Annotated in this window: 18 protein-coding genes and 1 riboswitch; of the genes, 8 read left to right on the top strand and 10 right to left on the bottom strand. The window is 29.9% G+C overall.

Going from position 1 to position 22,865, the window contains the following annotated elements:
• Positions 1-410 precede the first annotated feature (410 nt).
• Positions 411-1,343, top strand: coding sequence for a ketopantoate reductase family protein (locus MUA21_RS00350; RefSeq protein WP_262561564.1), 933 nt, complete (start codon positions 411-413; stop codon positions 1,341-1,343).
• Between the two features lie 377 nt (positions 1,344-1,720).
• On the opposite strand, the gene MUA21_RS00345 is transcribed toward MUA21_RS00350, so the two are convergent.
• Both MUA21_RS00345 and MUA21_RS00340 read right to left on the bottom strand, forming a co-directional pair.
• Positions 1,721-3,655, bottom strand: coding sequence for a purple acid phosphatase family protein (locus tag MUA21_RS00345; protein ID WP_262561563.1), 1,935 nt, complete (start codon positions 3,653-3,655; stop codon positions 1,721-1,723).
• 254 nt (positions 3,656-3,909) lie between these two features.
• Complete coding sequence (locus MUA21_RS00340) at positions 3,910-4,125, bottom strand: zinc ribbon domain-containing protein (RefSeq protein WP_262561561.1); 216 nt, start codon at positions 4,123-4,125, stop codon at positions 3,910-3,912.
• 257 nt (positions 4,126-4,382) lie between these two features.
• On the opposite strand from MUA21_RS00340, the gene MUA21_RS00335 reads away from it, so the two are divergent.
• The 5 genes from MUA21_RS00335 (at position 4,383) to MUA21_RS00315 (ending at position 9,879) form a co-directional block, all read left to right on the top strand.
• Positions 4,383-4,748, top strand: a complete 366-nt coding sequence (locus MUA21_RS00335; RefSeq protein WP_070038702.1) for a DUF4870 domain-containing protein — start codon at positions 4,383-4,385, stop codon at positions 4,746-4,748.
• A 472-nt stretch (positions 4,749-5,220) separates the two neighbouring features.
• Positions 5,221-6,474, top strand: a complete 1,254-nt coding sequence (locus tag MUA21_RS00330; protein WP_262561560.1) for an ATP-grasp domain-containing protein — start codon at positions 5,221-5,223, stop codon at positions 6,472-6,474.
• On the top strand, positions 6,467-7,588 hold the full coding sequence (locus MUA21_RS00325) for an MFS transporter (protein WP_262561559.1): 1,122 nt from the start codon (positions 6,467-6,469) through the stop codon (positions 7,586-7,588). The genes MUA21_RS00330 and MUA21_RS00325 overlap by 8 nt, the downstream gene beginning before the upstream one ends.
• Entirely contained in the window at positions 7,569-8,864 is a 1,296-nt protein-coding gene (locus MUA21_RS00320; protein WP_262561557.1) for a tetratricopeptide repeat protein, read from the top strand. Before MUA21_RS00325 ends, MUA21_RS00320 begins: the two co-directional genes overlap by 20 nt.
• Complete coding sequence (locus MUA21_RS00315) at positions 8,857-9,879, top strand: class I SAM-dependent methyltransferase (RefSeq protein WP_262561556.1); 1,023 nt, start codon at positions 8,857-8,859, stop codon at positions 9,877-9,879. Before MUA21_RS00320 ends, MUA21_RS00315 begins: the two co-directional genes overlap by 8 nt.
• Positions 9,880-10,169: 290 nt before the next feature.
• Here the strand turns inward: MUA21_RS00315 and MUA21_RS00310 are convergent, their stop codons facing one another.
• The 3 genes from MUA21_RS00310 to MUA21_RS00300 form a co-directional block, all read right to left on the bottom strand.
• Positions 10,170-11,492, bottom strand: coding sequence for a 5-methylcytosine restriction system specificity protein McrC (locus tag MUA21_RS00310; protein WP_262561554.1), 1,323 nt, complete (start codon positions 11,490-11,492; stop codon positions 10,170-10,172).
• A complete protein-coding gene (locus MUA21_RS00305) occupies positions 11,479-13,512 on the bottom strand; it encodes an MrcB family domain-containing protein (RefSeq protein WP_262561553.1) in 2,034 nt (677 codons plus the stop codon). The genes MUA21_RS00310 and MUA21_RS00305 overlap by 14 nt, the downstream gene beginning before the upstream one ends.
• 87 nt (positions 13,513-13,599) lie before the next feature.
• Positions 13,600-15,336: an ATP-binding domain-containing protein gene (locus MUA21_RS00300; protein WP_262561552.1), complete on the bottom strand. Its 1,737-nt coding sequence runs from the start codon at positions 15,334-15,336 to the stop codon at positions 13,600-13,602.
• Positions 15,337-16,007: 671 nt separating this feature from the next.
• A riboswitch (SAM riboswitch) is annotated at positions 16,008-16,111 on the top strand.
• Between the two features lie 67 nt (positions 16,112-16,178).
• On the opposite strand from MUA21_RS00300, the gene MUA21_RS00295 reads away from it, so the two are divergent.
• A complete protein-coding gene (locus MUA21_RS00295; protein WP_258085596.1) occupies positions 16,179-16,361 on the top strand; it encodes a hypothetical protein in 183 nt (60 codons plus the stop codon).
• A 222-nt stretch (positions 16,362-16,583) separates the two neighbouring features.
• Here MUA21_RS00295 and MUA21_RS00290 read toward each other — a convergent pair whose 3' ends face one another.
• From MUA21_RS00290 to MUA21_RS00280, 3 genes are all read right to left on the bottom strand, one after another.
• Entirely contained in the window at positions 16,584-17,135 is a 552-nt protein-coding gene (locus tag MUA21_RS00290) for a DUF488 domain-containing protein (protein ID WP_019469203.1), read from the bottom strand.
• Between the two features lie 644 nt (positions 17,136-17,779).
• Positions 17,780-18,211, bottom strand: coding sequence for an antibiotic biosynthesis monooxygenase family protein (locus tag MUA21_RS00285; RefSeq protein ID WP_438873791.1), 432 nt, complete (start codon positions 18,209-18,211; stop codon positions 17,780-17,782).
• Positions 18,212-18,241: 30 nt separating this feature from the next.
• Positions 18,242-19,615 carry a cryptochrome/photolyase family protein gene (locus tag MUA21_RS00280; protein ID WP_193325226.1) on the bottom strand — a complete coding sequence of 458 codons (1,374 nt, stop codon included), beginning with the start codon at positions 19,613-19,615 and terminating at the stop codon, positions 18,242-18,244.
• 224 nt (positions 19,616-19,839) lie between these two features.
• Between MUA21_RS00280 and MUA21_RS00275 the strand changes: the two genes are divergently transcribed.
• A complete protein-coding gene (locus MUA21_RS00275) occupies positions 19,840-20,265 on the top strand; it encodes a pyridoxamine 5'-phosphate oxidase family protein (RefSeq protein ID WP_016911010.1) in 426 nt (141 codons plus the stop codon).
• A gap of 176 nt (positions 20,266-20,441) precedes the next feature.
• Here MUA21_RS00275 and MUA21_RS00270 read toward each other — a convergent pair whose 3' ends face one another.
• Both MUA21_RS00270 and MUA21_RS00265 read right to left on the bottom strand, forming a co-directional pair.
• Positions 20,442-21,947, bottom strand: coding sequence for a phytoene desaturase family protein (locus tag MUA21_RS00270; protein ID WP_262561547.1), 1,506 nt, complete (start codon positions 21,945-21,947; stop codon positions 20,442-20,444).
• On the bottom strand, positions 21,944-22,825 hold the full coding sequence (locus MUA21_RS00265) for a phytoene/squalene synthase family protein (protein ID WP_262561546.1): 882 nt from the start codon (positions 22,823-22,825) through the stop codon (positions 21,944-21,946). Before MUA21_RS00265 ends, MUA21_RS00270 begins: the two co-directional genes overlap by 4 nt.
• Positions 22,826-22,865: the final 40 nt, after the last annotated feature.

Below are 22,865 nucleotides of genomic sequence, written 5' to 3'. Positions count from 1 at the left end.
GATGTTTGAACCAAATAATAATGACAAGTCGCTATATCATGACAATCATTTAACAGTCGTTTGAAGTTATCACTCCTACGATTTGGCATACGTTAAATGCATAGTGTAATTATTCACTTTCATCATACATCATATTTTTTTAAATGCAAGTATATATAGGATTTTGATTGAAGATGGTTAACAATGAAAATCCACTGTTTGGGGGTTTTTATCTTCTCTTAATTTTCACGTAATCATTCATATATTTAAATTTTAAAAGTTATTAACGATTCAATTACCTCTTTACAACCCTCACATAAACATTCAAATAGTTATAAATTGCACAATATTGTTGTCGATATATGTAAATGATATAGTTAAATTGTATTTTAATATTTTTCAAACTGAAAATAACGAAGGAGCGTGTTTCGATGTATAGGATAGGCATAGCAGGAGCTGGCGCAATGGGTGGACGAATTGGTGTGTCCATAAAAGAAGCTGGCTATGATGTTACACTTATTGATAATTGGGAAGCACACGTCAAACGTATTAATACAGATGGTATGGACATTAAAACAGAAACGGATAACTATTCAGTCAACATCCCAGCAGTTTTAACCAAAGATGTTTCAACTGAGTTTGACCTTATCATTATCTTGACTAAGGCTATGCACTCGGAAGCAATGTTACAGCAATTACAAGAAGCTGGTTGCATCCATCAAAATACAGCTATAATGAGTATGATGAATGGCTTAGGTCATGAAGAACGATTATCACAAATCGTCCCTTTATCTCAAATTTATCTAGCAGTAACGATGTGGACTGCAGGTCTACGTGGACCAGGACAACTATTATTAGAGGGTGAAGGATCTATATATTTACAAAGCGCAGATGGTGAGACCGATGACCATACGCATGCTATACTTCAAATTCTTAATGATGCAAATTTGAATGCTCAAATTAGTAATAATGTATTCGAAGCAATATGGTCTAAAGCTACATTAAATAGTGTTTTAAATCCTTTATGTACGATATTAAACAAAACCATTTATGAATTTGGTAATCATCCGGATTCAGCTGAAATGGTTATGCCTATCATTAAAGAAATTGTCGCAGTTGCCAAAGCAAAAGGTATTCATTTAGATAGTCATGCACTATTAAAAAAAGTTGAAGCAGCTTATCCAAAAGAAGCTCAAGGCCTTCATTATCCATCAATGCATCAAGATTATACAAACGGACGTTTAACAGAAATAGATTACCTTAATGGGCAAATAGCTGCTTATGGAAAAACATTCAACATATCTACGCCTATTAATGCTATGCTCACCCATCTTGTACATCAATTAGAGTCAAAATTACAATAACTACAAAAGACAAATTTAATCATTATTATGCTATCGACGAAGTGTTTATCAGCACTTCGTCTTTATTTTGTGTTTGATACTGAAACAGGTAAGGATTTAAATAAAAATAGAGTTGCAGGTTTACTATATTATTAGTTTCTGCAACTCTGACTATGCTTTATTCATGAAGGTGTTAAATATCGTATTTCTCTAAAATTGCGATGTAGGTAAAAATGAGTACTTGCGATATATCACACTCACACTGTAAAACTCAACATTACAATTACAATACGCAACTCATATCAATGGTAGCGTATAGTGACGTCACACAACCCGATGACTTACCGCTCTATATTTTGATAAAATTATAACTTGTTATATCATAACTGAAAGCAGGTTTAATTATCATCTTTATTAATGCGGACACGATCAATCGGTTCACCAAGTTTTTCATTACCTTGTGGTACATGGTATGTTAATACTTCAATATAATCCTTCGTGATGTTCACTTTCGTATAAGCAGGTTGGTTGTCCTGTATTGATTTAACTGCATAATCCTTTTTTCCATCTAATTCATAGAATTTGCTGCCACTAGCAGAGTTTAATGTTACATAAATTGTACCGTTTGGATTTGAATATGTTTGTGGTGCTGCGCAATTTTCATCCCATTTTACTTGAGCATCTTTACCATTCATAACATGTGAACGACTATAAGAATGGTCATGTCCACCTAATACTAAATCAACATTGTACTTTTTCATCAACGGCGCAAATTTATCACGTCTGATTTTTGTTGCTAACTTATCAGAATGTTTGCCTGCTGAATATGGATTTCTGTGAGTGAGTGCGACAATCCACTTGGTATTTTGATCTTTAGTATCTGCAATCGCACGTTTCATCGTCTCTTCGTGCCCTTTATAATCCAAACTCTCAGAGTTCAAACTGACAAAAAGTGTATCATTGTGCATAAAATAAAAATCAGAACTCGCAAGGTTTTTACCACCATTTTGCAAATTAGGAAGATTAAAATGTTCAGAATATGCTTTATTGGCACGATCATGATTACCTAAAGTAGGAACAACTGTGAAATTTTCCATCCCTTTGGCTTCTATAAAACCACTATATGCTTTTTCATCCCAAGGCAAATTGACTTGATCTCCCAAACTCATTAAGAAATCTGGATTTTTATTTAACTGTGCCATTTGATTCACAGTATTTTGCCATCCTGCATTATCCGCTACTAAATCTCCTGAAGCACCTAGCTGTGGATCAGCGACTGCGATAAAATTCGTTTCTCCATTATTATTCGTATCAAAACGACGTATCGGGGATTTTTCTCCATTTACACCATTAAAAAAGCGATACATGTAAGTTGTATTTTCTTCTAATTGAGGTAGCGTTGCATGAGTATAATTCATTTTTGGTATATTTTTATTTAGCAAGCGTTTTGTGTTGCTACCTTTATGTGTTTCTCCTTCTAGACGTCTTGCATTAGAAAAATCACCCTGCTCATTTGCTTTTGCAATTTCCACATAACCTTGCTCGTCCGATTCATGATACCAAGTTAAATTCTTTTCGGTGTTATCTTTGCCAATCGTCATGATCGCATAACGATGGTCATTGGATTGTGTTTGTTTTGAAGTTGTTTTTTTATTATCAGATTCCTGGTTAGCACGTTCAGCATTATTTTGTTGAGAGGATTGATTTTGCTGATTTGTATTTTTTGTTGTAGCTGTTTCATCTGATGTTAACGATTTGTTCGACTTATGATTATCTTCTGTTGTTCCTTTATCTAATTCTTCCTCTTTGTACTGTTGCTCTGAAGTAGCTTCATCAGTTTTATCCGCTTCATTTTCCCAGTGTTGCTTATTTCCTGGGTTATACTGATTGGAAGTCGATTGATTTGGTAACTTTGGTTGTTCTTTCGCTGCTGTATATGATTCTTTTTGTCCTTGGTTATTAGATGGTTGTATATGTTTATTACTTTCACCTTGTTGCTTATATGTAATTTGTGTATCTTGATCTACTTCCTCATCAGCATTTTTAGATGAAGTTGAATTTTGATTATTATTTGCTTTTGACTGTGCCTTTGTATCATTTGCTGCATATCTCTGATTATTACGCTCTAAGTTATCTACTTTATTAGAAGGTGATTCTGTTTCCAACGCTTTATCTGAAGTTTGTGTGATTGTATCATCATTTTGATTCGTTTCATTGGTTGTTTCTGTTGTTTTCTGTTGATCCTCTACTTCCGATGCACTAGCATCTTGTGTCCCTACAAAAATGCCTGCCACTGATATCGTAAATATGATACTCGAGGTACTTTTTTTCATAAAATAACGCCACTCCTATCTATTTTTTAAGTTACCAATTCATATTGATTACCACGAACGTAACAAAATAGTATTAAGTTCAAATTAAATAGAAGTAAATGTTAAATTAAAAAAGTGAACTAGAAATCTAATTAAAAAGATTTCATAGTCCACCTCATAATGTTGACTAGTTATAATATACGATAAAATTCCACCTGTATTTATACAGTTATCGTAAAACAGTATTTTATGCACCGTGTAATTATTTATAATTTCTATCCTCCAAAGAACAAATCGACAATATCTGTTGTTCTATTTTTATCTACTTTATAAAATTCTGTATACCCACAATTTTTACATGTTATTGTTGTAAAATTATTATGTTGCAAGTCAAATATTTTAGAAAAACCTGAACCTGTCGCTGAAAGTGTTCCTTCTTCAATTTCTGTATGTCCACACTTAACACAACCTTTATGTGTTTCTACTGCCATTATTTTCCACCCCCTTTGTCGTAAGCTTTATTATGTACATATCACTGATATGGTCACTTTAAACTTGATGGGATGTTATAGGCATTGTGGCCTTTGGAGGTTATGTGATTACGAATATGCATATTAAAATTCAAATACTCTCTGTATGTTAATAATATTTATATGCAAGATAAATTTGAGTATACAAGTTTTGCAAAATCAATTAATATAGTTATATAGTATTTTGATACTATATATAAAAACAAAGGGGTTAAAAAATGAATTTACTAAATCAATCGAAAAATCCACATGCTTTTCCAAATGTAAGTCAAAATGATAAAACAATGGCTATGTTAATTTGGATATTAAACATATTCACAGGTTTTATCGGTCCATTAATTATATGGCTTATGAAAAAGGACGAATCTGAATACTTGAACAAGCAAGGTAAAAATTACTTGAATTTTGCAATAAGTTATACTTGTTATATTATTATATCTTGGATATTGACTATCGTACTAATAGGTTATATTCCACTATTTGTTTTATCAATTGCAGGATTTGTTTATGCAATTATAGGTATTGTTACAGTAAATAAAGGTGAAGATTTTGTTGTCCCTCTTACAATTGAAATCATTAAGTAATAAAAGTGCTCTAATGAGGGTCATTTATTAAAAATTAGTAATATTTTTTGAATTTTGAATATGTTAAAAGTGTAGATGATAGTAAAATATTGTCTACGCTTTTTATATAGATTTTTCTAAATAAAATTTCAGATCATTTACAATTTCATTTTCTTCTTAAGTGCAAGAATCCCAATTATTACATTATGCGCTTCAATAACTCCCATCATTCTACCTTGTCTTTTTATTCCTTGATTACCTTTTAAGATAGATAAATCATGTTGCACATTGTAACTTTAAAAAAAATAAACCTGACAGGTTAAGTAAATATTCTTAAGTCTTTTATATGTTTAAAACTAACACTTTCTAAGAAATATCTATAAAGACCTTCGACAAAAATAAAACTCACAATCTATTTTTATATCATTTTAAACCATAAAATTATATGGTATTATTTTTATATAATAAATGTTTTATGAATGAGGAGGCTCATATGAAAGAATATCTATTGTTATTAGGTGCAGATCAGTTCCTTAGAGAAAGATCTTATGCAGGTGGTAAAGCAATCGGAGATTTTCAAGTTTGGACAGCTATTAAGAATGCAAAATATCAATATAATGCTTATTGGGATTTTTGTATTAATGCCAATCCTTTAAACTATGAAGAAATAAAAAATGAAATAGCTTACTATAAAACGCAAGGCTACAAACCTAAATCTATTGTTCCTTTAAATGATTGGACACTAAAAGTCGCTAACAAACTAAATCAAGACTACGGTTTGCCTTACCTTGAAGAACAAGTCATAAACGCTTGTAGAAATAAAAGTATAATGAAGTCAATATTTGAAAAGTTTAATATCCCCACACCAAAGTCTATGTATTTTAATAGTGTATTACAATTAGAACAGCTAATGAATGAATTTAATTTTCCAGTAATTATAAAGCCGGTTGATTTCGGAGGTAGTGGCGGTGTTTATTTAGCCAATAATAAACAAGAATGTGTGGATGCCTATACTAAATCGAAACAAACGATAGAGGTCTATGCAGATGATTTCCAAGTTTCTAAAAGTGGATTTCTGATCGAAGCATTTATTGATAGTGATGATGAAGTTTCAGTTGAAGTACTGTGTGGTCATAATTTCTATGAAGTCATTACTGTTACAGAGAAATATTTATCATCTAGACCGTGGTTTACTGAAATGGGTCATTTAGTTCCCAGTTTCAGATATAAAGATAAAAATATTAAAGACCTGGCAATACAAACTTGTAAATCTCTAGGTATTACGCGCGGAATTGCTCATGTTGAAATAAAAATTAAAGACAACAACCTCTATGTCATAGAAGCTGCAGCTAGACCTGGTGGCGATGCTATTATGGATTTAGTCGAATCTTCTTATAACATTAACCCCTACAGCCTTCATATATCTATGTATATTAACAATGACGTAAAACCTACATATCCATTTACTCCCAAAAAAACTTCTGCCATAGCATTTATGAAAGCTCAAAAAGGTAAAATCATGCATATTCATTATCCAGATGTATCAAAAGATCCCGAAATCAAAAAAATAAATGTATTAAAAAAAGTTGGAGATATCGTAACTGACCCTGAAAATTGGAGTAATCGTGAAGGACTCATTCAATTGAACTGGCCTGAGTTACCAACTTCAAAAACATACAAACATATTCACAAAGCCAGTGAATTAGCAAATAAAATTTTTGATTGCGGTGATGCTCATAATGACTAAATATTTAACCATTACTGCACTATATCGATTTATCTGTGGAGGTTTAATCCTCATTATAAATTGGGAACTCGCAAATCCTGAATCTACGAGTGATTTAGCGCTGGCTACAATCCTTTCATTTTTGCCAGCAATATTCACTCCATTTCTAATAGGGCTATTCTTTAAAAATTATTCTGGTGCTGGCTTGACAAAATTATCTTTCTTAATACTATTTTATATAGTCATTATCATAACAGTATGCTATCGAAACGCTTTGCAGTTAATCATTCTAAATTTTGCTTTATGGGTTGTATTTTTCCTTTTGGAAACAAGTTTAGAATTTTGGTTTTCACAATTAGTTGAAAAGGAAAGTGAAGTATTTATTAACAAATATAGTTCACTTTCAATGACTATCAATCAAGTTGCTTTAATGATAGGACCTTTGTTTGTTTCAATAATTGTTAAATTTACCACACTTCATTGGATATTTTTATTGTATGCCTTAATCTATCTGCTTCTTTATTTTGCCATTAGGAAACAAAATAAGAATAATCAGCTACCTTCTAAAGATGATGAAGTTCATACTAAAGAATCTGTAAAATTTACACATTACTTTATAAGTATGCTTATGTGGCCAATATTAGGAACTATCAATTTTATGTTACCTACTTTTACAGCTTTTAAGAGTGGAGAAGTTCATGAAGTCGCACTGTTGGACTGTGCTTTAGGTCTGGGAATGGCTTTAATTGGAATAATACTCAGTAAATTACGATCTAATAATTGGTTGTCTCTATTTTTTATAATAAGTATTGTTATCACTGTAATGTGGTATTTGGCTGAAGGAACGCTAGTAATGAAATTACTATTAATGCTATTGTTCGGTTTCACTTTTGGCAGCGCAAGAATTATTTTCAGAAAAATCATTGTTACAGCATACTCTAGTCATACTGTAAAACATATTTATTCCCTGGGAAATGCTTTGGGGCTACCAGTTCTTGCACTCTGTATTTATCTTGGTATATTCAATTTAAACTTTGTTTGGTTACCATCATTTATTTTGTTAATTATATTAATGCTTTTATTAAAAATTGAACATCACGAAAGGAACACTACAATTGAAAAATCATTTGATTAAAAGGAAAGATATTTATAACAATGTATATTACTCGCAACAAGAAATTAATATCGAAAAATTATATGATCATCTTTATGGAATGATTGAACCCATTCAATATGTAAATATTAATACTCAAGATATATTTCTATTACAATTACAAACAATTGAATATTTAAGTAGCATGGAAAAAAGAAAGCATAATAAAGCATTAGAGAATTTAAAAATTCTAAACATCAATTCAATAGATAATACTGATACCGTACTTTTAAATAATGCTTTAGGAAAACAAGCCACTTGTAAATACACTGATGCTCACCAAAAATATAGAGAATTACTTAATAATAACCCAAAAAACCGACTTGCTTTCTTTGCCCTTCATATGATGGAATTTAATCTTGGTTGGCAAAAAAGTATGCTTGAAACATCACAAATTGTAGTCAATGCTTTTACAAATACAAACCATTCTTTTTATGGATATAGCAAAGGTATTGAATCATTTGCTTTAATTGAAAATGGAATGTTTGAAGAAGCAAAAAATGCAGCCGATATTGCACTTAGTATAAACCCTAAAGATGTATATTCAATACATGCTATGTGTCATTATTTTTATGAAACAGGTAAATATCAAGAAGGCATATTGTGGATGAAAAAAATGAAACCATATTGGGAATGTAATAAAGGTATGAGAATTCATGTTTGGTGGCATTTAGCAGTATTTCATTTATTCAACTTGGATTTCAAAGAAGTTAAACAGATTATGACGAATGAAATCATACGCAAAAACATTGAGAATGGGTTTGAAGATTTAGACGTCACTGCCCTACTTTGGAGATTACATTTATTGGATGAAAATAATATTATTCCTTATAAGTCATTAAACAATTGGGACGATTACTTAAATAATAGTCACTTTATTTTCAATGATTTACATGCTTTAATAGCCTATATATTAAAAGATGAAAAAGAAAAAATTGAATCACTTATTCAACAAATAAGAGAAAGACAATATAATACAATTAATTACGAACAATATAACTTATTAAGTGGCTTTTACGATTTTGCTAGACAAAATTATTCTGAAGCTTCTAAAAAATTGTTTCCTTTAGTAAATAATACAAATTTTGGAGGTAGCAACGCTCAAAGAGATATTATTCCAATAACACTCTATTTTTCATTATTAAAATCTAATAATTTAAATGAAGCTCGGAAATTATTAAACACTTGCAGAGCATTTAAACATCCTTCTAAATTAAAAGAAAAACTATTGTTTGAGTTAGAAGGTGATGATGATTAACACTCTACAATTTATAGAAAATAATGATTTGCGCACTTTCAAAATAACTAGTGATAAAGAGAATAATCTAACTGTTGAAAGTGGTCGTTTAGCCATAATAGAATGTTCTAATAAAAATAAAGTAGCAAAACCATTTCTTATCGGTGTCGGAGAAAAGTTTGAAATACACAAAAATAAAAAGTACTTTATAAATTTATTAGTGTCTAACACACGTATTTCACTTTCAAATCACTATAATTTAGCCATAGAAGATGATGAAGATGCTCAAAAACTATTTGCTGATATCGATGACTACTATTTTGGTTACGAAGAAAGATATAAAAAAATTTATAGCATTGGTGCTGATTTATGGGAAACAGGAAAACCAAATGAGTCATTATTAATGGTTTTCCGAAAATATCCAAATATATTTAAAGGGAAAGTTATAGATTTAGGGTGTGGCGAAGGAAGAGATACCATTTTTTTACACAAACAAAATATTGATATACAGGGTATCGACATTTCTCACAGTGCAATTGAAAAAGCAAAAGATAAAATTGGAAACTTTAATGAAGAAAAATCTATATTCAGCACTGGAAATGTACTTTATTTAAATAAATATGAAGATGAAACTTTCGACTTAGCTATGAATATGGGCTGCTTACACATGATTAATAAAAATTCAGACAGATTATGTCATCTACAAAATGTTGCAAGAGTCTTAAAAAAGGATGGTTACTTCTTAGTTGATCATTGTAAATCAGAGTGGGGCAAAGGATTCCATACAATAGAGGATTACGATCAAGTTAAAGAACAATTAAAGAACTTTCATAAAGAAAATTATATAGATAGAATGGTACGAATAAATGGAGAAAAAATAAAAATACCATTAAAAGTTATTCCTTATTTAGAAAAGTCAAAGACAGATCTAATAAAAGAAATCACATACTTTGGATTCGAAGTAGTCGAAACTTTTGACACAGACACAGAATCTTTTGGCAACTCTACATTAGCCCTGTTTAGAAAAACCATTTAGTAGTGCTTAGTATTAGGAAAAGACTGTAAAATATTTGAAATAATGTGCACCCCAAAAGTTGGACTAAAAATTTAACTTCTGAGGTGCATCTTTATGGATAAACATGATAAAGCTGAATTTGAAGTAGACTTTCAGTCATCTACTGCCAATATGAAAAGAAGCAGGATAACATTAATCGCCCAGCCTCTACTCTATACTATTATTCTGTTGTTTTTAATACGAATAGTATTTTCTAAATAATGATAAAGTAATTTAGTTTCACCATCTAATCTTTCAGATTACCAGATAAATCACATTTTAGCTAAAAATGCTTGTTCAGCTTTTTTCATTTTCTTTGAAAAATCTTTATAATTTTCAACTTCTTTAGGGATAGCAAGACCAAGTTTAGTTACTTTTATATCCTCACGCATTTGCACATTTCTCTCATAGCTAATCCCTTGATTTAAATATAATACTTCATCCCTAGTTTCTTTATGGTTTGGATAGAAATAATAGCCTATTTTAGAATCAAATCTGAACATATAAGCTAGAACTTGTAAATAGTCTCTATTAGCTATATTTTGGATTGGTTTATATTTTGCATCGGCAATTATTCTATTTTCTTGATTACGTCCAATAAAATCTGGATAAACTAACCCAATTTTCGGTCCTAAATGTCTACTAAACAATCTTTGAGATCCACTCCCCCCTTTATTTTTAGGGTGATAAAAATCTGTGCTAACTAATGTATCAATATATTCTTCCCACAACCATGCTCCATCAAATAAAATACCATGAATTTTCTCTTTACCATTACCAATATAATGCTTATGACGCTGCAAAATTGTTAAACAAAGTTTCTGCAACTCTCTATATTCCTTATAATAGGCGTGTCTTATAGTTCGCTTATTATTAAACGCTATTATTTTATTTCTATCCATATGATTATAACTTGTAGTAACTTCACGAATTTGCTTCACTTCATTCCTGACACTATTTAACACGCCTGCGCCTTCTTTTCTTTTTTTAATAAATTCTATTGTATGTCTAATTAACTGAAGCATATAGTTATCATATGAAAACTCTCTCTGGGAATAAGCAATATTACCTATAAAAGGTGTGTTATTTTTAATATGTCTTTGAATATCAATAGTGCCCTTTATATTATTATTGTTATATTCATTTCTTGTATATTGTTTGAACAAACCTTTGCGCATAGCTTTCTTTAAGTAATATGGAAAAATAAATATAAATAAATCAATAATTTTATTGTCTTGGTCAATTATTGTATTTAGATCAATAACATAAGGTATTTTCAAAACATTTTCTATTAAATATTGAAAAAAATAATCTTGTTGTCCTTCCGAAAAACGCGATTCAATTATTAAATTTTCGTCATTGTAACCTATAAATCCCATAATATTACTGGAACGATATTCTTGACCAACCTTATTAAGAATAAATTGATCTGTTGTTATGCCTTCTTGCTCTTTTAAACTATTAGGGAACACAAATATGCCCGTCTCATCAAGTTCTGATATGTTTTTATCTAATATTGAAGAAATTATATTGGGAATTTCACAAAACTCATTGGAAGATTCAGTAGAATTATCCTTAATTTTAACCAACTTCATCTTCTGAACCTAATTCTGAACTTATTTTGGGGTTATCATAAACCGATTTAAATGATTCCATGATCTCTTCTTCATTAAACATTCCTCTTATATAATCAGATAATAGCGGTTCTAAAAAGTCTTCCCATAGTTCTTCAAAACTTATATCTTTTAATTTCAAGAAATACGCAGCCCCAATATGGTAATTTCTGTCCAACTCATCAACTTGAGATATTGCATCGTTAAGGCTAATCATTCTATTAATTGCTTCATCTTTGTCATCTCCGAGAGAATCTAACATTTCAAGGTTTTCATTCGCCTTAATCTCGACAAATCTAAATCTACGTCTCATTGCAAAATCAAAGGTATCTACAGATCGATCTATATCATTCATAGTTCCTATTATATAAACGTTCTCAGGAATATAGAATTTGTCTTTTTCAGAATCCATATTTGAATACTGTGTTTTTACTGCTCCAGCTATTCCTCTATAACTAGGATCTATTGAAAAAAATAATTCACCAAATATCTTTGAAATTTCTCCTCTATTTATTTCATCAATTACAAAGATATACTTTTTATGATTATCGCCATATTTAATGTGATTTTCATGTTTTTCGCTCGTTTTATCTGAAGAATTACCACTTTGTGTCTCTAAAGCTTGCTCACAAAACATTTTGAATATTCCTGATTTTAAATCAAACCCCATAGTGCCATCATGAGATATAACAGGTCTAATGCCTTCAACAAAATCAGTATAATCATAATTGGGATGAAATTGAACAAACTCAAATTGTTCCGAAGACTCTAGATCTTCATTAGAAGCCCCTATCATATTACAAGCTATTGCTTTCGCTAGATAACTCTTACCTGTTCCAGGAGCACCTCTCAATATGAGGTTTTTGGATTTTAATAATTTATCTGTTAACTCTTTCACTATTTCACTTTCTATCATTGGTTCAACCCCGTTTTTATAACCCATATAATCATCATAAAATTGTTTGAAATATTCATTAGGTGGATTGTCCAAAAATAAGTCCATATCTACAATATTATAACTTTGCCCTGTTTCTTGTTCTTTTTGATCTATTTCATCCCATAATGTCACTCTAACAGTACTCATTTTATAATTTTCAAAAGTTGTTCTAATAGTTGCCCACCTTGCATTTGAGTATTTATAACATACATATGGAATTTTACCGCTACCGTCACCGTTTTTTCTACCATATTGTCCATTACTAAATAGATGGATATGAAATTCAACATCGTAAATTTGTATAGAGTTATAATCTTTAATTTTAGTAATTTTCACCTCTTCAAGGCCTTCATGTTTTATTTCAGTACTTTTATCATTACTCGTAATATTGATTTGACTTTGTTCTACAAAATTTCTAAATAAATTTTTGAATAATTGGTATTTTTTATCTTTTGCATTTAAAATATATCGATAAAATTGATCAAGATTTTGCCCATTTTCTTTATATTTAGCAATTAACTGTTCATAATCATTCAATAATTTATTCATGTCATTTTCAATTATTGAAGAATCTGGCAAATCATTTATATAATATTCGAAGCCACTAATCGTGGTTTTTTCATAACCTTTCCCTAATGATGTCTTAGCTTTTAAATCAATATGAATAGGCGCGCTTTCAGGAGCGTCTAATATTCCATAGATCGAGTTTGATATTTTTACGATGTCATGTTTTTTTAATTTTTTATTTTTAAAATACGTAACACCTTGATTTAAAGTAAGAAATACCTTCTCTCCATCTCCACTAAATAAGAAAACAATATAGATTCCTTCAGTAGTACTTTTTGTTATATTTCCATCCATAATAGCAACCCATGGTACTTCTGCAAAATTACCATTTCCAATACTACCTTTGAGTTTAAAACTCTTCAGCCGTTCAATATTTTTTAGTTCATCGACCATCTGATTTTTTACTAAGTCTCCAACTGGCGCCCCCGTAAATTCACCCGATTCCTTTTCTTTAAGGTATGTATTTCCTATCTCTTTAATTAAAGTTGATAATGTCACTAATTATTCCCCTATTCCATAAGTAAAAAATTGTATTATTTATTCCATTATAATGGTTTTGTTGTAAAAATTTAATTTATACGTGGTTTAATAGTTATATTTTAGTTCTATATTATATCTTTCTGATAAAACATCAGCTAGACTATCACTATCATTTCTTATTACAGAATTTTTCAAGCGTCTATATTTATTGTCTTCATAATCCACAAGAATTTCAGCTACATGTTTTGCCCTGGAAATTGCAATATAAAGCAAGTTTCGATATTTTTCATTAGCAAATAAATTTTCCTGTAAATCTACAATAAATACGACATCAGCTTCAAGTCCTTTAAATTTTCTAGCTGTTGTGAATAACACTTTATCTTCCTCACGTTCAAAGCTAATATTTAATCCATCTAATTTACTTTTATTCATATTCTCTTCATTTTCTAATGATAAAATAACAATATTCGATTTTTTTATCCCTTGTTCAATGTAATAATCCACTCTTTTTAATAAGTGTTTATTCATATCATTAAGGTTTTTTATAATATTCATAGAGGGTTTCGTGCCGCTTATATCATGTTTACAATACATTTCTCCTGCAGTTTTTAACTTTGAAATCGTTTCAGCTATTTCAAATGTATTTCGACAATTGTTGTATAGTTTCGCTTTAGTTAAATCATTTTTAAGTAACCAATCTTCTGTATTATTATTTGTATGTTTCTGATTCAAGTCATAAAATGCATAATATTTCCCGCCCTTTTTTTGAGTTATTTTATATAAATTGCTGAGTATATCTGCTGTAAAATCTTGAGCTTCATCAATAACAACATTTTTAAAGGGGAATTTTTCAATATTATTTAACAAATTTTGTAAAAATTGTTCTTGCTCTTTTTTATTAAATGATTCATGACCTATTTTATTAACACAACGATATAAGTCGAGCATATTCATAACGTTAATATTTTCACCAAAACTGGATAAACGATTGATAAAGTGTTCTTTTAAAAGCCTATTAAAACAAAATATGACTGTATCATTTTCGTTTTCAGTCAATTTTTTAGCCTGTTCTAAAGCGATTATAGATTTACCAGTCCCTGCCAATCCTTCAACAAGAACGGCTTCGTTATTTTCAAACGATTTAATAACTTCTATCTGACTTTTTGTCATAGCTTTGAAAGTAGTTTGATGATTAATAAATAAATCATTCAATGGTATAAAAGCAGTAAATTTAGGAGCTATTGTATCAATTACTGTTTTTATTGCTTCTTCATTTTTTCTAATAACATTATTATTTGTTAAATCTTTAAACACCTTATCTAAAGTATATTGAACATCATTCATATGTTCTTTGCATAACATTCCATTGTCCCTATACTCTAGTGGTAACTGACCTGTTATATTTTCACTTTTGATATCAGGGAACCACACACAAGAATATAATTCATAGGCTTTAACACCTTTTGGGTATTTTCTTTTTAATGTATTTACTAAACTATATTTTACTTTTTTTAGTTGTTTATATGGATATATTTTTTTATAATCATCTTCGTTATTTTGATCACTTATTTCTTTATTTTTCTTTTGTCTCAGAATATTATCCTCGTATTTTATGAGCCCACCTTTAACTTCAATACATAAAATTCCATAGGAAGGATTAAAGATAATAAAATCAATCTCTTTATCTAATATTCGTTTACCATTTTTAACAGGTATATTCGTTGAATGAAAAACATAGTAGTCATCACTTAAATTTTTAAAAGCTTCATATAGCTTTTTTTCAGCTTCACTATTGTTAAAATCCTCTTTTCTTTCATTATCATTTGGAATTAAAACAACCAAAACAATCTCTCCTTTGTTTGACAGTTCTTTATCTTATATAATTCTTGTTAATTATTAAAAATTTCAATTTATATTTCGATGATTTGCAATATATTTTCTATTTTTGTAATTCTCTCATAGACATTATAAGCTAATTAATTTAAAATTGCATATTTATTTTTATAATATTCTGACTTTTCAAGTGTTCAATTCCTTTAAATTATTATTTTTTAAATATAATTTATTTCACCTCATTTGATAAAACATCTATCTCGAGTAGAAAAACAACTGAATGTCATTACAAAACAAATAAACCGATTTAAGTAACAACAAAATCAAGAGAAATTATCCTACGATACTAAACAAGTTTCTGTTATGTTATGTCATATATTTAAATATAAAGACAATGGATAAGGTTACAACTCAAAAAATTATATTTTACTGTCATTAATCATATTGATATTCGTGTAGAGTTTAAAAAGACAGTTCTGCGTCACACTAAACTTAATAATTCCCCTCCCGTAATGCGTCTCAGCACTTTATTTTTGGTTCATACATTCTTTGTTCAAATCTATTATCTTTTTCCTCGATGAAAATTTTGTAATAAAACAACTTAATTTTCAATCAAATTTGAGTAATGCATTATCACCAATTATTCCATTATGTGTTATAATACAGTTAATAAAATAGTTCTCTTATTAAGAGTGAGTGGAGGGACTTGGCCCTTAGAAGCTCCAGCAACAGCTAAATAGCGATGTGCTAATTCCAACAGTTTTAAATAACTGAAAGATGAGAAGATGTGTAACGCTCTTCTTAATTTGAAGAGCTATTTTATTGAATATAATTAAAGGTGGTTATATATCATGAAAGCATATCATGAACTATTTTCTGAATTAGAATATTGGGATAATTATCAACCCAAAAATTTTTCCAGTAGTATTTTAAAACAAGGTAAATTGAATGATACTAAAAATCAAATTCTTCAACAAATTAATCTTTTAAGTAACAAAGAAACCATATTAAAAATTCTAAATTCTTCTCATTAACAACAACTCCTACTATAATAAATCCAAGTAAAAAAGACTCGAATCTAATCGTGTCTTTTTTGTTAATTAATTATATAAATGTATAATTGGATGCTGTTAAATTATTTCACGTGACCTATTGTATTATTAAATGTCTATCAAATAGCATCACTTGTGACACACTACTGGATCTTCTTTGATCATGTGATTTTTATTTATTACTTTTTAATTTATCATTGGAATTTATTTTGTCATAAAGGGATATACAACATGCCCATCATCTTCAATGATAGGCATAGCTCCCCATTCTCCTAATTTATGCGATTTTAATTCAATGCCATTATTATTTAAAATAACATGTGTTACATTTTCATTATGTGCCTGTAGCCAATTACTAATAATCAAACGATGACATCTTGAAGGATGACGTTCAGCACATAACAATGCAACCACATTATTATCTTTTTCTTCCATCAATATATTGATACCTTCTTTAAAATCATCGGTCAAAGTATAATCTGCATAATTGTGAAATGATTGATTTTTCCAACCAGCATTCAAATTTTCTCCAACTACGCCAGAACGTTTTCTTCTTCCGCCTAGTAATGAAATATGTTTATATTTTATATTGTGCTCTTTTAGCCAATCCATGAAGTCATGTTGGTTATATTGTGGATGTTTTTTACTATTTGGAAATGAACGAACATCTATAATTTTTGTTATCTTGGCTTTTTCTAGCATTTCAAGAAATGTTTCTAGATTATAATTATAATGACCTATTGTAAATATTGTCACTTCTAACCAATCCCTCCGTCATTTTTAAAGTATAAGTGATGTTATTACAATACCTAATTATCATTATTATTTTGCTTATTAAAGATAAGATAAATTATTACTATTGCTATAGGAATGAAAGCAGAAAAAATAGCCGAATAACTACCATTTTTAATTAAAAACGGTAAGCAGACTGCCATAATTATTAAGCATATAGTTAACCCTATAATGGCATAAACTTTACTGTTATTCATCCTGTAACTCTCCTTCAACTTATTATTTTCATAAATATAATATACCTTCTTGTGTGATAGGAGTTCTGTACGCTCCTATCATTTTCTTAGCTGAAATAAAAAATCTGTATAGATTGGATAAAGTATTTCTAAATTTAACTTTGTATTCGCAATTCTGATACCCACGTATAAACTAATCCATTCCTTAGAGCCATAAAAAATACTCCAGTTATCAAGGCTGTCTATATATTATTTACATCAATTCATCTCATATTACATTTTTTACGACCTATTTTTTAGCTTTATTTATGATACGCTTCCCCTTATCAGTGATTTTGCTAAAATTTTTATATCGCTTAAAAAATAGGCAAGTTAGTATTTAAATAACTCGCCTATATGTTTGCAGAAATATCATTTAATTCAAAAATTATGTTATTTAAATTCTAAACTAATATTAAATGATAGGTTTCTGTTTACAATAGATTTATCAGCACCTTGTCTAGTTCCTCTATTTTTATGAGAGGCTTTATATTCCTGAGACGCTTGCCAATGCTTGTAAGCTGCTTCGTCATGCCAAAACGTAATAATAACATAATGTTCATGTGTACGATGTGGCTTTAAAAACAATAGATTTTCAAACCCTTTAGTATTCCTTAAGTGCTTATCTCTATTTAAGAAAATACGTTCAAAGTCTTCTTCTAGACCAGGATTAACATATAGATGATTTAAAACTGCATAACCATATTGAGGCAAATCATTAATTTGTTCTAATATAGTATATTTATATGCGACATTAAATGTATTAATAGTTACCTCATTATTATTTACGTCTAAATAAATACGATGCATTTCATTGTTCAACAAATGAATCACTCCTTTTTAATGACTGACATGTCACAATTGCTTAAATTTATCCATAACATAAGCTCTACTATCTTTATGATTCACAATAGCCTCTGGATAATCTTTTCCAATTTCAATATGATAAAGTTCTTGTAACTTACTCTTATATTTAGTTGGATCATGAATATACTTACTAATCACATCATTAAATATTTCTAGTTGTGTTTTAATAAAATAACCTTGCGCATCGAAACGCTCACTTTGGCGTATAGGATTAAACATTCTGAAATAAGGCACTGCGTCCGTCCCCGTTGATGCTGACCATTGCCAACCATGTACATTAGATGCATTATCATAATCTATCAAATACTGTCTAAAGTAGTCCTCACCCCAAGTCCAATCAATAAATAAATTTTTCGTTAAAAATTGAGATACGACCATTCTCAAACGATTATGCATATATCCTGTACGATTTAGTTTCTTCATTGCGGCATCAACGATTGGAAAGCCAGTTTGGCCTTTTCTCCATACTTCAAAATGCGCTTTATTATAAGACCATTCCATACTTCGATACTTTTCAGAAAAGGATTTAGTTGCAGTTTCTGGATATTGTGTCATTAATACATAATAAAATTCACGGAATATAACTTCTCTTATAAAAGCTTCATAATTTGTTTCATCACTATCGTAACCTTCAAGTAAATCATTTATAATTTCACGAATATCGAGTAGTCCATAGGCTAAAGATCTACCTAATCCACTTACAAAATCTTGGGTTACATCGTCAGTCAATTTATCATAACGAACTATGTCACCATTTAAAAAATCATCCCAAGCTTTACGTGCTAACTTTTCTGCATCTTTACTGTTTGTGAATTTTAGATCACTTTGATTTAAACCCTTTTCCGCAATTTGAGCCAACTGCTTAACTTGATAACTTTTCTTAGGGGTACGTACTAAATCTTGACGATTTGCTTTATAAAAACTGGTAAACACTTTATAAGGCTGTTGTTGTTTATTAAAAGTCTTTGTTGGTTCAAAATAATGATTCACACGTTGTCCAATTACTGTAACTCGATGGTTTTCAAAAGCTTGTTTTACATGAGGATAGTCATATATTTCCTTGTGATAACTCATAATATCTTTTGCTACTAATACATGAGATAACGCCAATGTATCAGCTAAGTCACCTAACTTGTCATACGTGACAATATAAGGTTGTATGTCATACTTATCTAACGCATTTACAAACCCTTTTACAACTTTATGATAATAATCACGTTTGACTTCTGATGCGTCAGTTAAATCTTCTAAAGGTAAAATAAAATACAATTTATTTATTTCATTTTGGTGCTTCACTATATAATGAAACAGTGGATTATCTTTCGTTCTAAAAACTCTGTTAAGTATGACTCCTAAATGCATTTTATTGCCTCCCAGATTATTTTTACATAATAACTTTATCGAAATAGCTGAATTTGTATATTAAAGACCCTCACTATTATAATCGTCCCTTAACTTAGAATGATATTTTTCAATCATATACCCATTATAACTTGTGTATAATTCACTAAAAAACAAAACCAATGTTAACACTGTACATATTATAGGTCACTTCAGGGTATATAATTATTAGAGGTGATTAAATTATGAATAACGAACAATTACAAAATGAAATTGAAAATATATTAAATACATCAAAAATAGGTGTCCTATCTACTGCACATAACAATACACCTAATAGTAGATACATGGTATTTTATAATGATGGACACACACTTTATACTAAGACAAGCATTGAGTCTAAAAAAATTGCTGAATTTAAAGATAATCCCAAAGCTCATGTACTTATAGGTTACGATGAAACGAATAATCGTAGTTTTCTAGAAATTGATGCTAATGTTGAAATACTGAAAGATCAAGAGACTATTGATTGGATTTGGAACAAACAAGATAAGTCCTTTTTTGACTCTAAGGATGATCCAAACTTGTGTGTAATTAAAGTAATACCAAAATCCATAAAAATTATGAACGATAAAAAATTAGACACACCACAAACCATTACGTTCGATTAGTTAAAAAGGCGAGCCTGGGACATAAATAGATGTCTCAGGCTCGTTTTCAATTTGGCAGTAGGTGACTGAATTGAAAATGCGATTATATCAAGCTTTTTTCAATCCTAGTCACCCTTGCCGGGGTGGGACTACGAAATTTATATTAGAAAATTTGATTTCTGTCCCACTCCCGTTTTTTATATACCATCATTAATATCTTCTAACATAGCATCAACTGTAATTTTAGCACTCGTCAGTACAATTGGTACGCCTGCCCCTGGATGAACACTAGCTCCAGCAAAATACAAATTTTTGTAATCTCTGCTCACATTAGGTGGTCTGTAATAGTTACTTTGCGCTAAAGTAGGCATTAAACCAAAGGCTGCTCCAAATTTAGCATTATAATCTCCTTCAAAATCCTTAGGCGTATAAATAATTTCTGTCACAACTTGCTTTTTCAAATCTTTTAACGCTTTAATCGTAGAAAGCTTATTGTAAATAATATCTTTCACTTGTGTGATTGTTGACTCATCAGACCAATCCGTATCACCTGTTTTCAATTCTGAAACGGGCATCAGCACATAAATACCTGTTTGACCTTCTGGCGCTAACGACTGATCTTCCACACTAGGAGCGTATACATATATTGATGGATCTTGGGATATTGCCCCGGAAAATATTTCATTGATATTATTATCAAAATCCTTTGAAAATATAACATTATGTAACAAGATATCTTCAGATAAATCTTTATCAACCCCTATGTACATTAAAAAGGCTGAGCAAGAATAGTCCATATTATCAATTTTCTGTGTCGTATACTTCTTAGGATGATGTTCATTTTTAATTAAAGATGAAGTAGCATATGGGAAATCAGCAGTACAAATTATCTTGTCATACTTTTCTATATGTCCGTTTACTTTTAGTCCCTCCGCACACTTATACCTACCATCAATGATAATTTCTTCAACGTTTGCGTTGGTATAAATTCGAGTACCTAATTCTTCATTTAGCGTTTGAAGCGCTCTGACAAAGCTATACATACCACCTTTTATAAAGTGAACACCAAACATTAACTCTATCATGGGTATAATTGAATACAATGACGGGCTTCGTTTAGGGTCGATACCTATATATAATGTTTGAAACGCTAAAATCTTTTGGATTTTTTCATTATCAACATATTTTTCAATTAAATTATCTGCTTTATCAAATGTTTTGAGTTTCATACCTTGATATATAGTAAAAGGATTATAAAAATCTGTAGGTTTCCTAAACGTACGTTCTAGAAAATATTTTCGTGCTATTTCGTATCTTTCGTATATATCTGTTAAAAAGGACATAAAACCATGTGTAGAGTTAGGTTCAATACTTTCAAGCATATCTCTTAATTGAGCAAGATCTGTAGGAACGCGAATTTGATCTGTTTCACTAAAATAAACATCATATATATGTGATAATTGTTTAATTTCCAAGTAATCATTCATATTTTTTTGAGCGTAATTAAAAACGTCTCGATAAATCTCAGGCATCATTACGATGGTTGGTCCCATATCAAATGTAAATCCATCTTGCTTGATCTGATTCATCCTGCCACCTATTTGTTGGTTCTTTTCATATAAATCTACTTGGTGACCGTTTGCTGCTAATCTTGAAGCTGCAGCTAAACCTGAAACACCGCCGCCTATAACTGCAATCTTCATAATGTTTCACTCCTATTATATTTCGCACTAAGTTCACGATAAATTTTCATTTTTTTCAATTTGCTTACATATACTTTCTTATGCAACGTATAGTTTGCCTTCCTTACTTCCACAAGTATTTCATGATAAGCTATCGCAGCTAATTCGATAATGTAACGAACCTCTTCGTCAAAATAATTAATACCGTTTAATGCAATATCATATAACCTAACTGCCTCTGTAGCGTAACTTTCCCACAGTTCTATATAATTTGGCGTAACTCCTTCATAATATATAGAATGTAGATTAACTCGATATTGAGCTAATTTTTCTACACTTAGATAAATTCTTCCATTTTGAAAATCTTCGCCGACATCTCTTAAAATATTAGTTATTTGCATTGCCTTGCCTAAAGCAATCGCAGCTTCTTCAGCTTGCTCGAAATTATTTTCATTTGATGAAGTTAATATAGGAGTTAACAATTCACCGACAGTACCTGCCACACCATAGCAATACTCATATAAATCTGAATCAGTTTTCATTTCTTTTAAAACTAAATCTTCCTTCACATATTGAATTAAAGATTCAAAAGGTTTTTTAGGTATTGAATATGTATTCAATGTATTACTTAAAGCATTCATAATAGCTGCATCACTTTGATACGCTTGAATATAATCACAATCGCTATAAATCACATCTAAATCTCTAGCTATGCCGTTTAATTGCTCAAGGTCTTTGTATTTATCAATACTGTCATCTATAATTCTGCAAACTGCATAAATAGCCCAAATTGCTTTTTTCCTTTTTAAATCCAAAAAATCAAAGGCATATGAGAACGTTTTTGAATGTTCTTTCATTATATTGTGACAATGGTTATAATATCTCTCTAATTGATTCATTTATTGACCTCCTCAGTAAGCCTAGAACTTCTTGACATTT

The organism is Staphylococcus ureilyticus, from assembly GCF_025558845.1.
In the GTDB taxonomy this organism is placed as follows: domain Bacteria; phylum Bacillota; class Bacilli; order Staphylococcales; family Staphylococcaceae; genus Staphylococcus; species Staphylococcus ureilyticus.
This window is presented reverse-complemented; position numbering and strand designations above follow the sequence as displayed.

Excerpts from the sequence above, each read along its gene's own strand:
- MUA21_RS00350 (WP_262561564.1), top strand. The coding sequence starts at position 411 with ATGTATAGGATAGGCATAGCAGGAGCTGGCGCAATGGGTGGACGAATT.
- MUA21_RS00345 (WP_262561563.1), bottom strand. The coding sequence starts at position 3,655 with ATGAAAAAAAGTACCTCGAGTATCATATTTACGATATCAGTGGCAGGC.
- MUA21_RS00340 (WP_262561561.1), bottom strand. The coding sequence starts at position 4,125 with ATGGCAGTAGAAACACATAAAGGTTGTGTTAAGTGTGGACATACAGAA.
- MUA21_RS00335 (WP_070038702.1), top strand. The coding sequence starts at position 4,383 with ATGAATTTACTAAATCAATCGAAAAATCCACATGCTTTTCCAAATGTA.
- MUA21_RS00330 (WP_262561560.1), top strand. The coding sequence starts at position 5,221 with ATGAAAGAATATCTATTGTTATTAGGTGCAGATCAGTTCCTTAGAGAA.
- MUA21_RS00325 (WP_262561559.1), top strand. The coding sequence starts at position 6,467 with ATGACTAAATATTTAACCATTACTGCACTATATCGATTTATCTGTGGA.
- MUA21_RS00315 (WP_262561556.1), top strand. The coding sequence starts at position 8,857 with ATGATTAACACTCTACAATTTATAGAAAATAATGATTTGCGCACTTTC.
- MUA21_RS00310 (WP_262561554.1), bottom strand. The coding sequence starts at position 11,492 with ATGAAGTTGGTTAAAATTAAGGATAATTCTACTGAATCTTCCAATGAG.
- MUA21_RS00295 (WP_258085596.1), top strand. The coding sequence starts at position 16,179 with ATGAAAGCATATCATGAACTATTTTCTGAATTAGAATATTGGGATAAT.
- MUA21_RS00280 (WP_193325226.1), bottom strand. The coding sequence starts at position 19,615 with ATGCATTTAGGAGTCATACTTAACAGAGTTTTTAGAACGAAAGATAAT.
- MUA21_RS00275 (WP_016911010.1), top strand. The coding sequence starts at position 19,840 with ATGAATAACGAACAATTACAAAATGAAATTGAAAATATATTAAATACA.
- MUA21_RS00270 (WP_262561547.1), bottom strand. The coding sequence starts at position 21,947 with ATGAAGATTGCAGTTATAGGCGGCGGTGTTTCAGGTTTAGCTGCAGCT.
- MUA21_RS00265 (WP_262561546.1), bottom strand. The coding sequence starts at position 22,825 with ATGAATCAATTAGAGAGATATTATAACCATTGTCACAATATAATGAAA.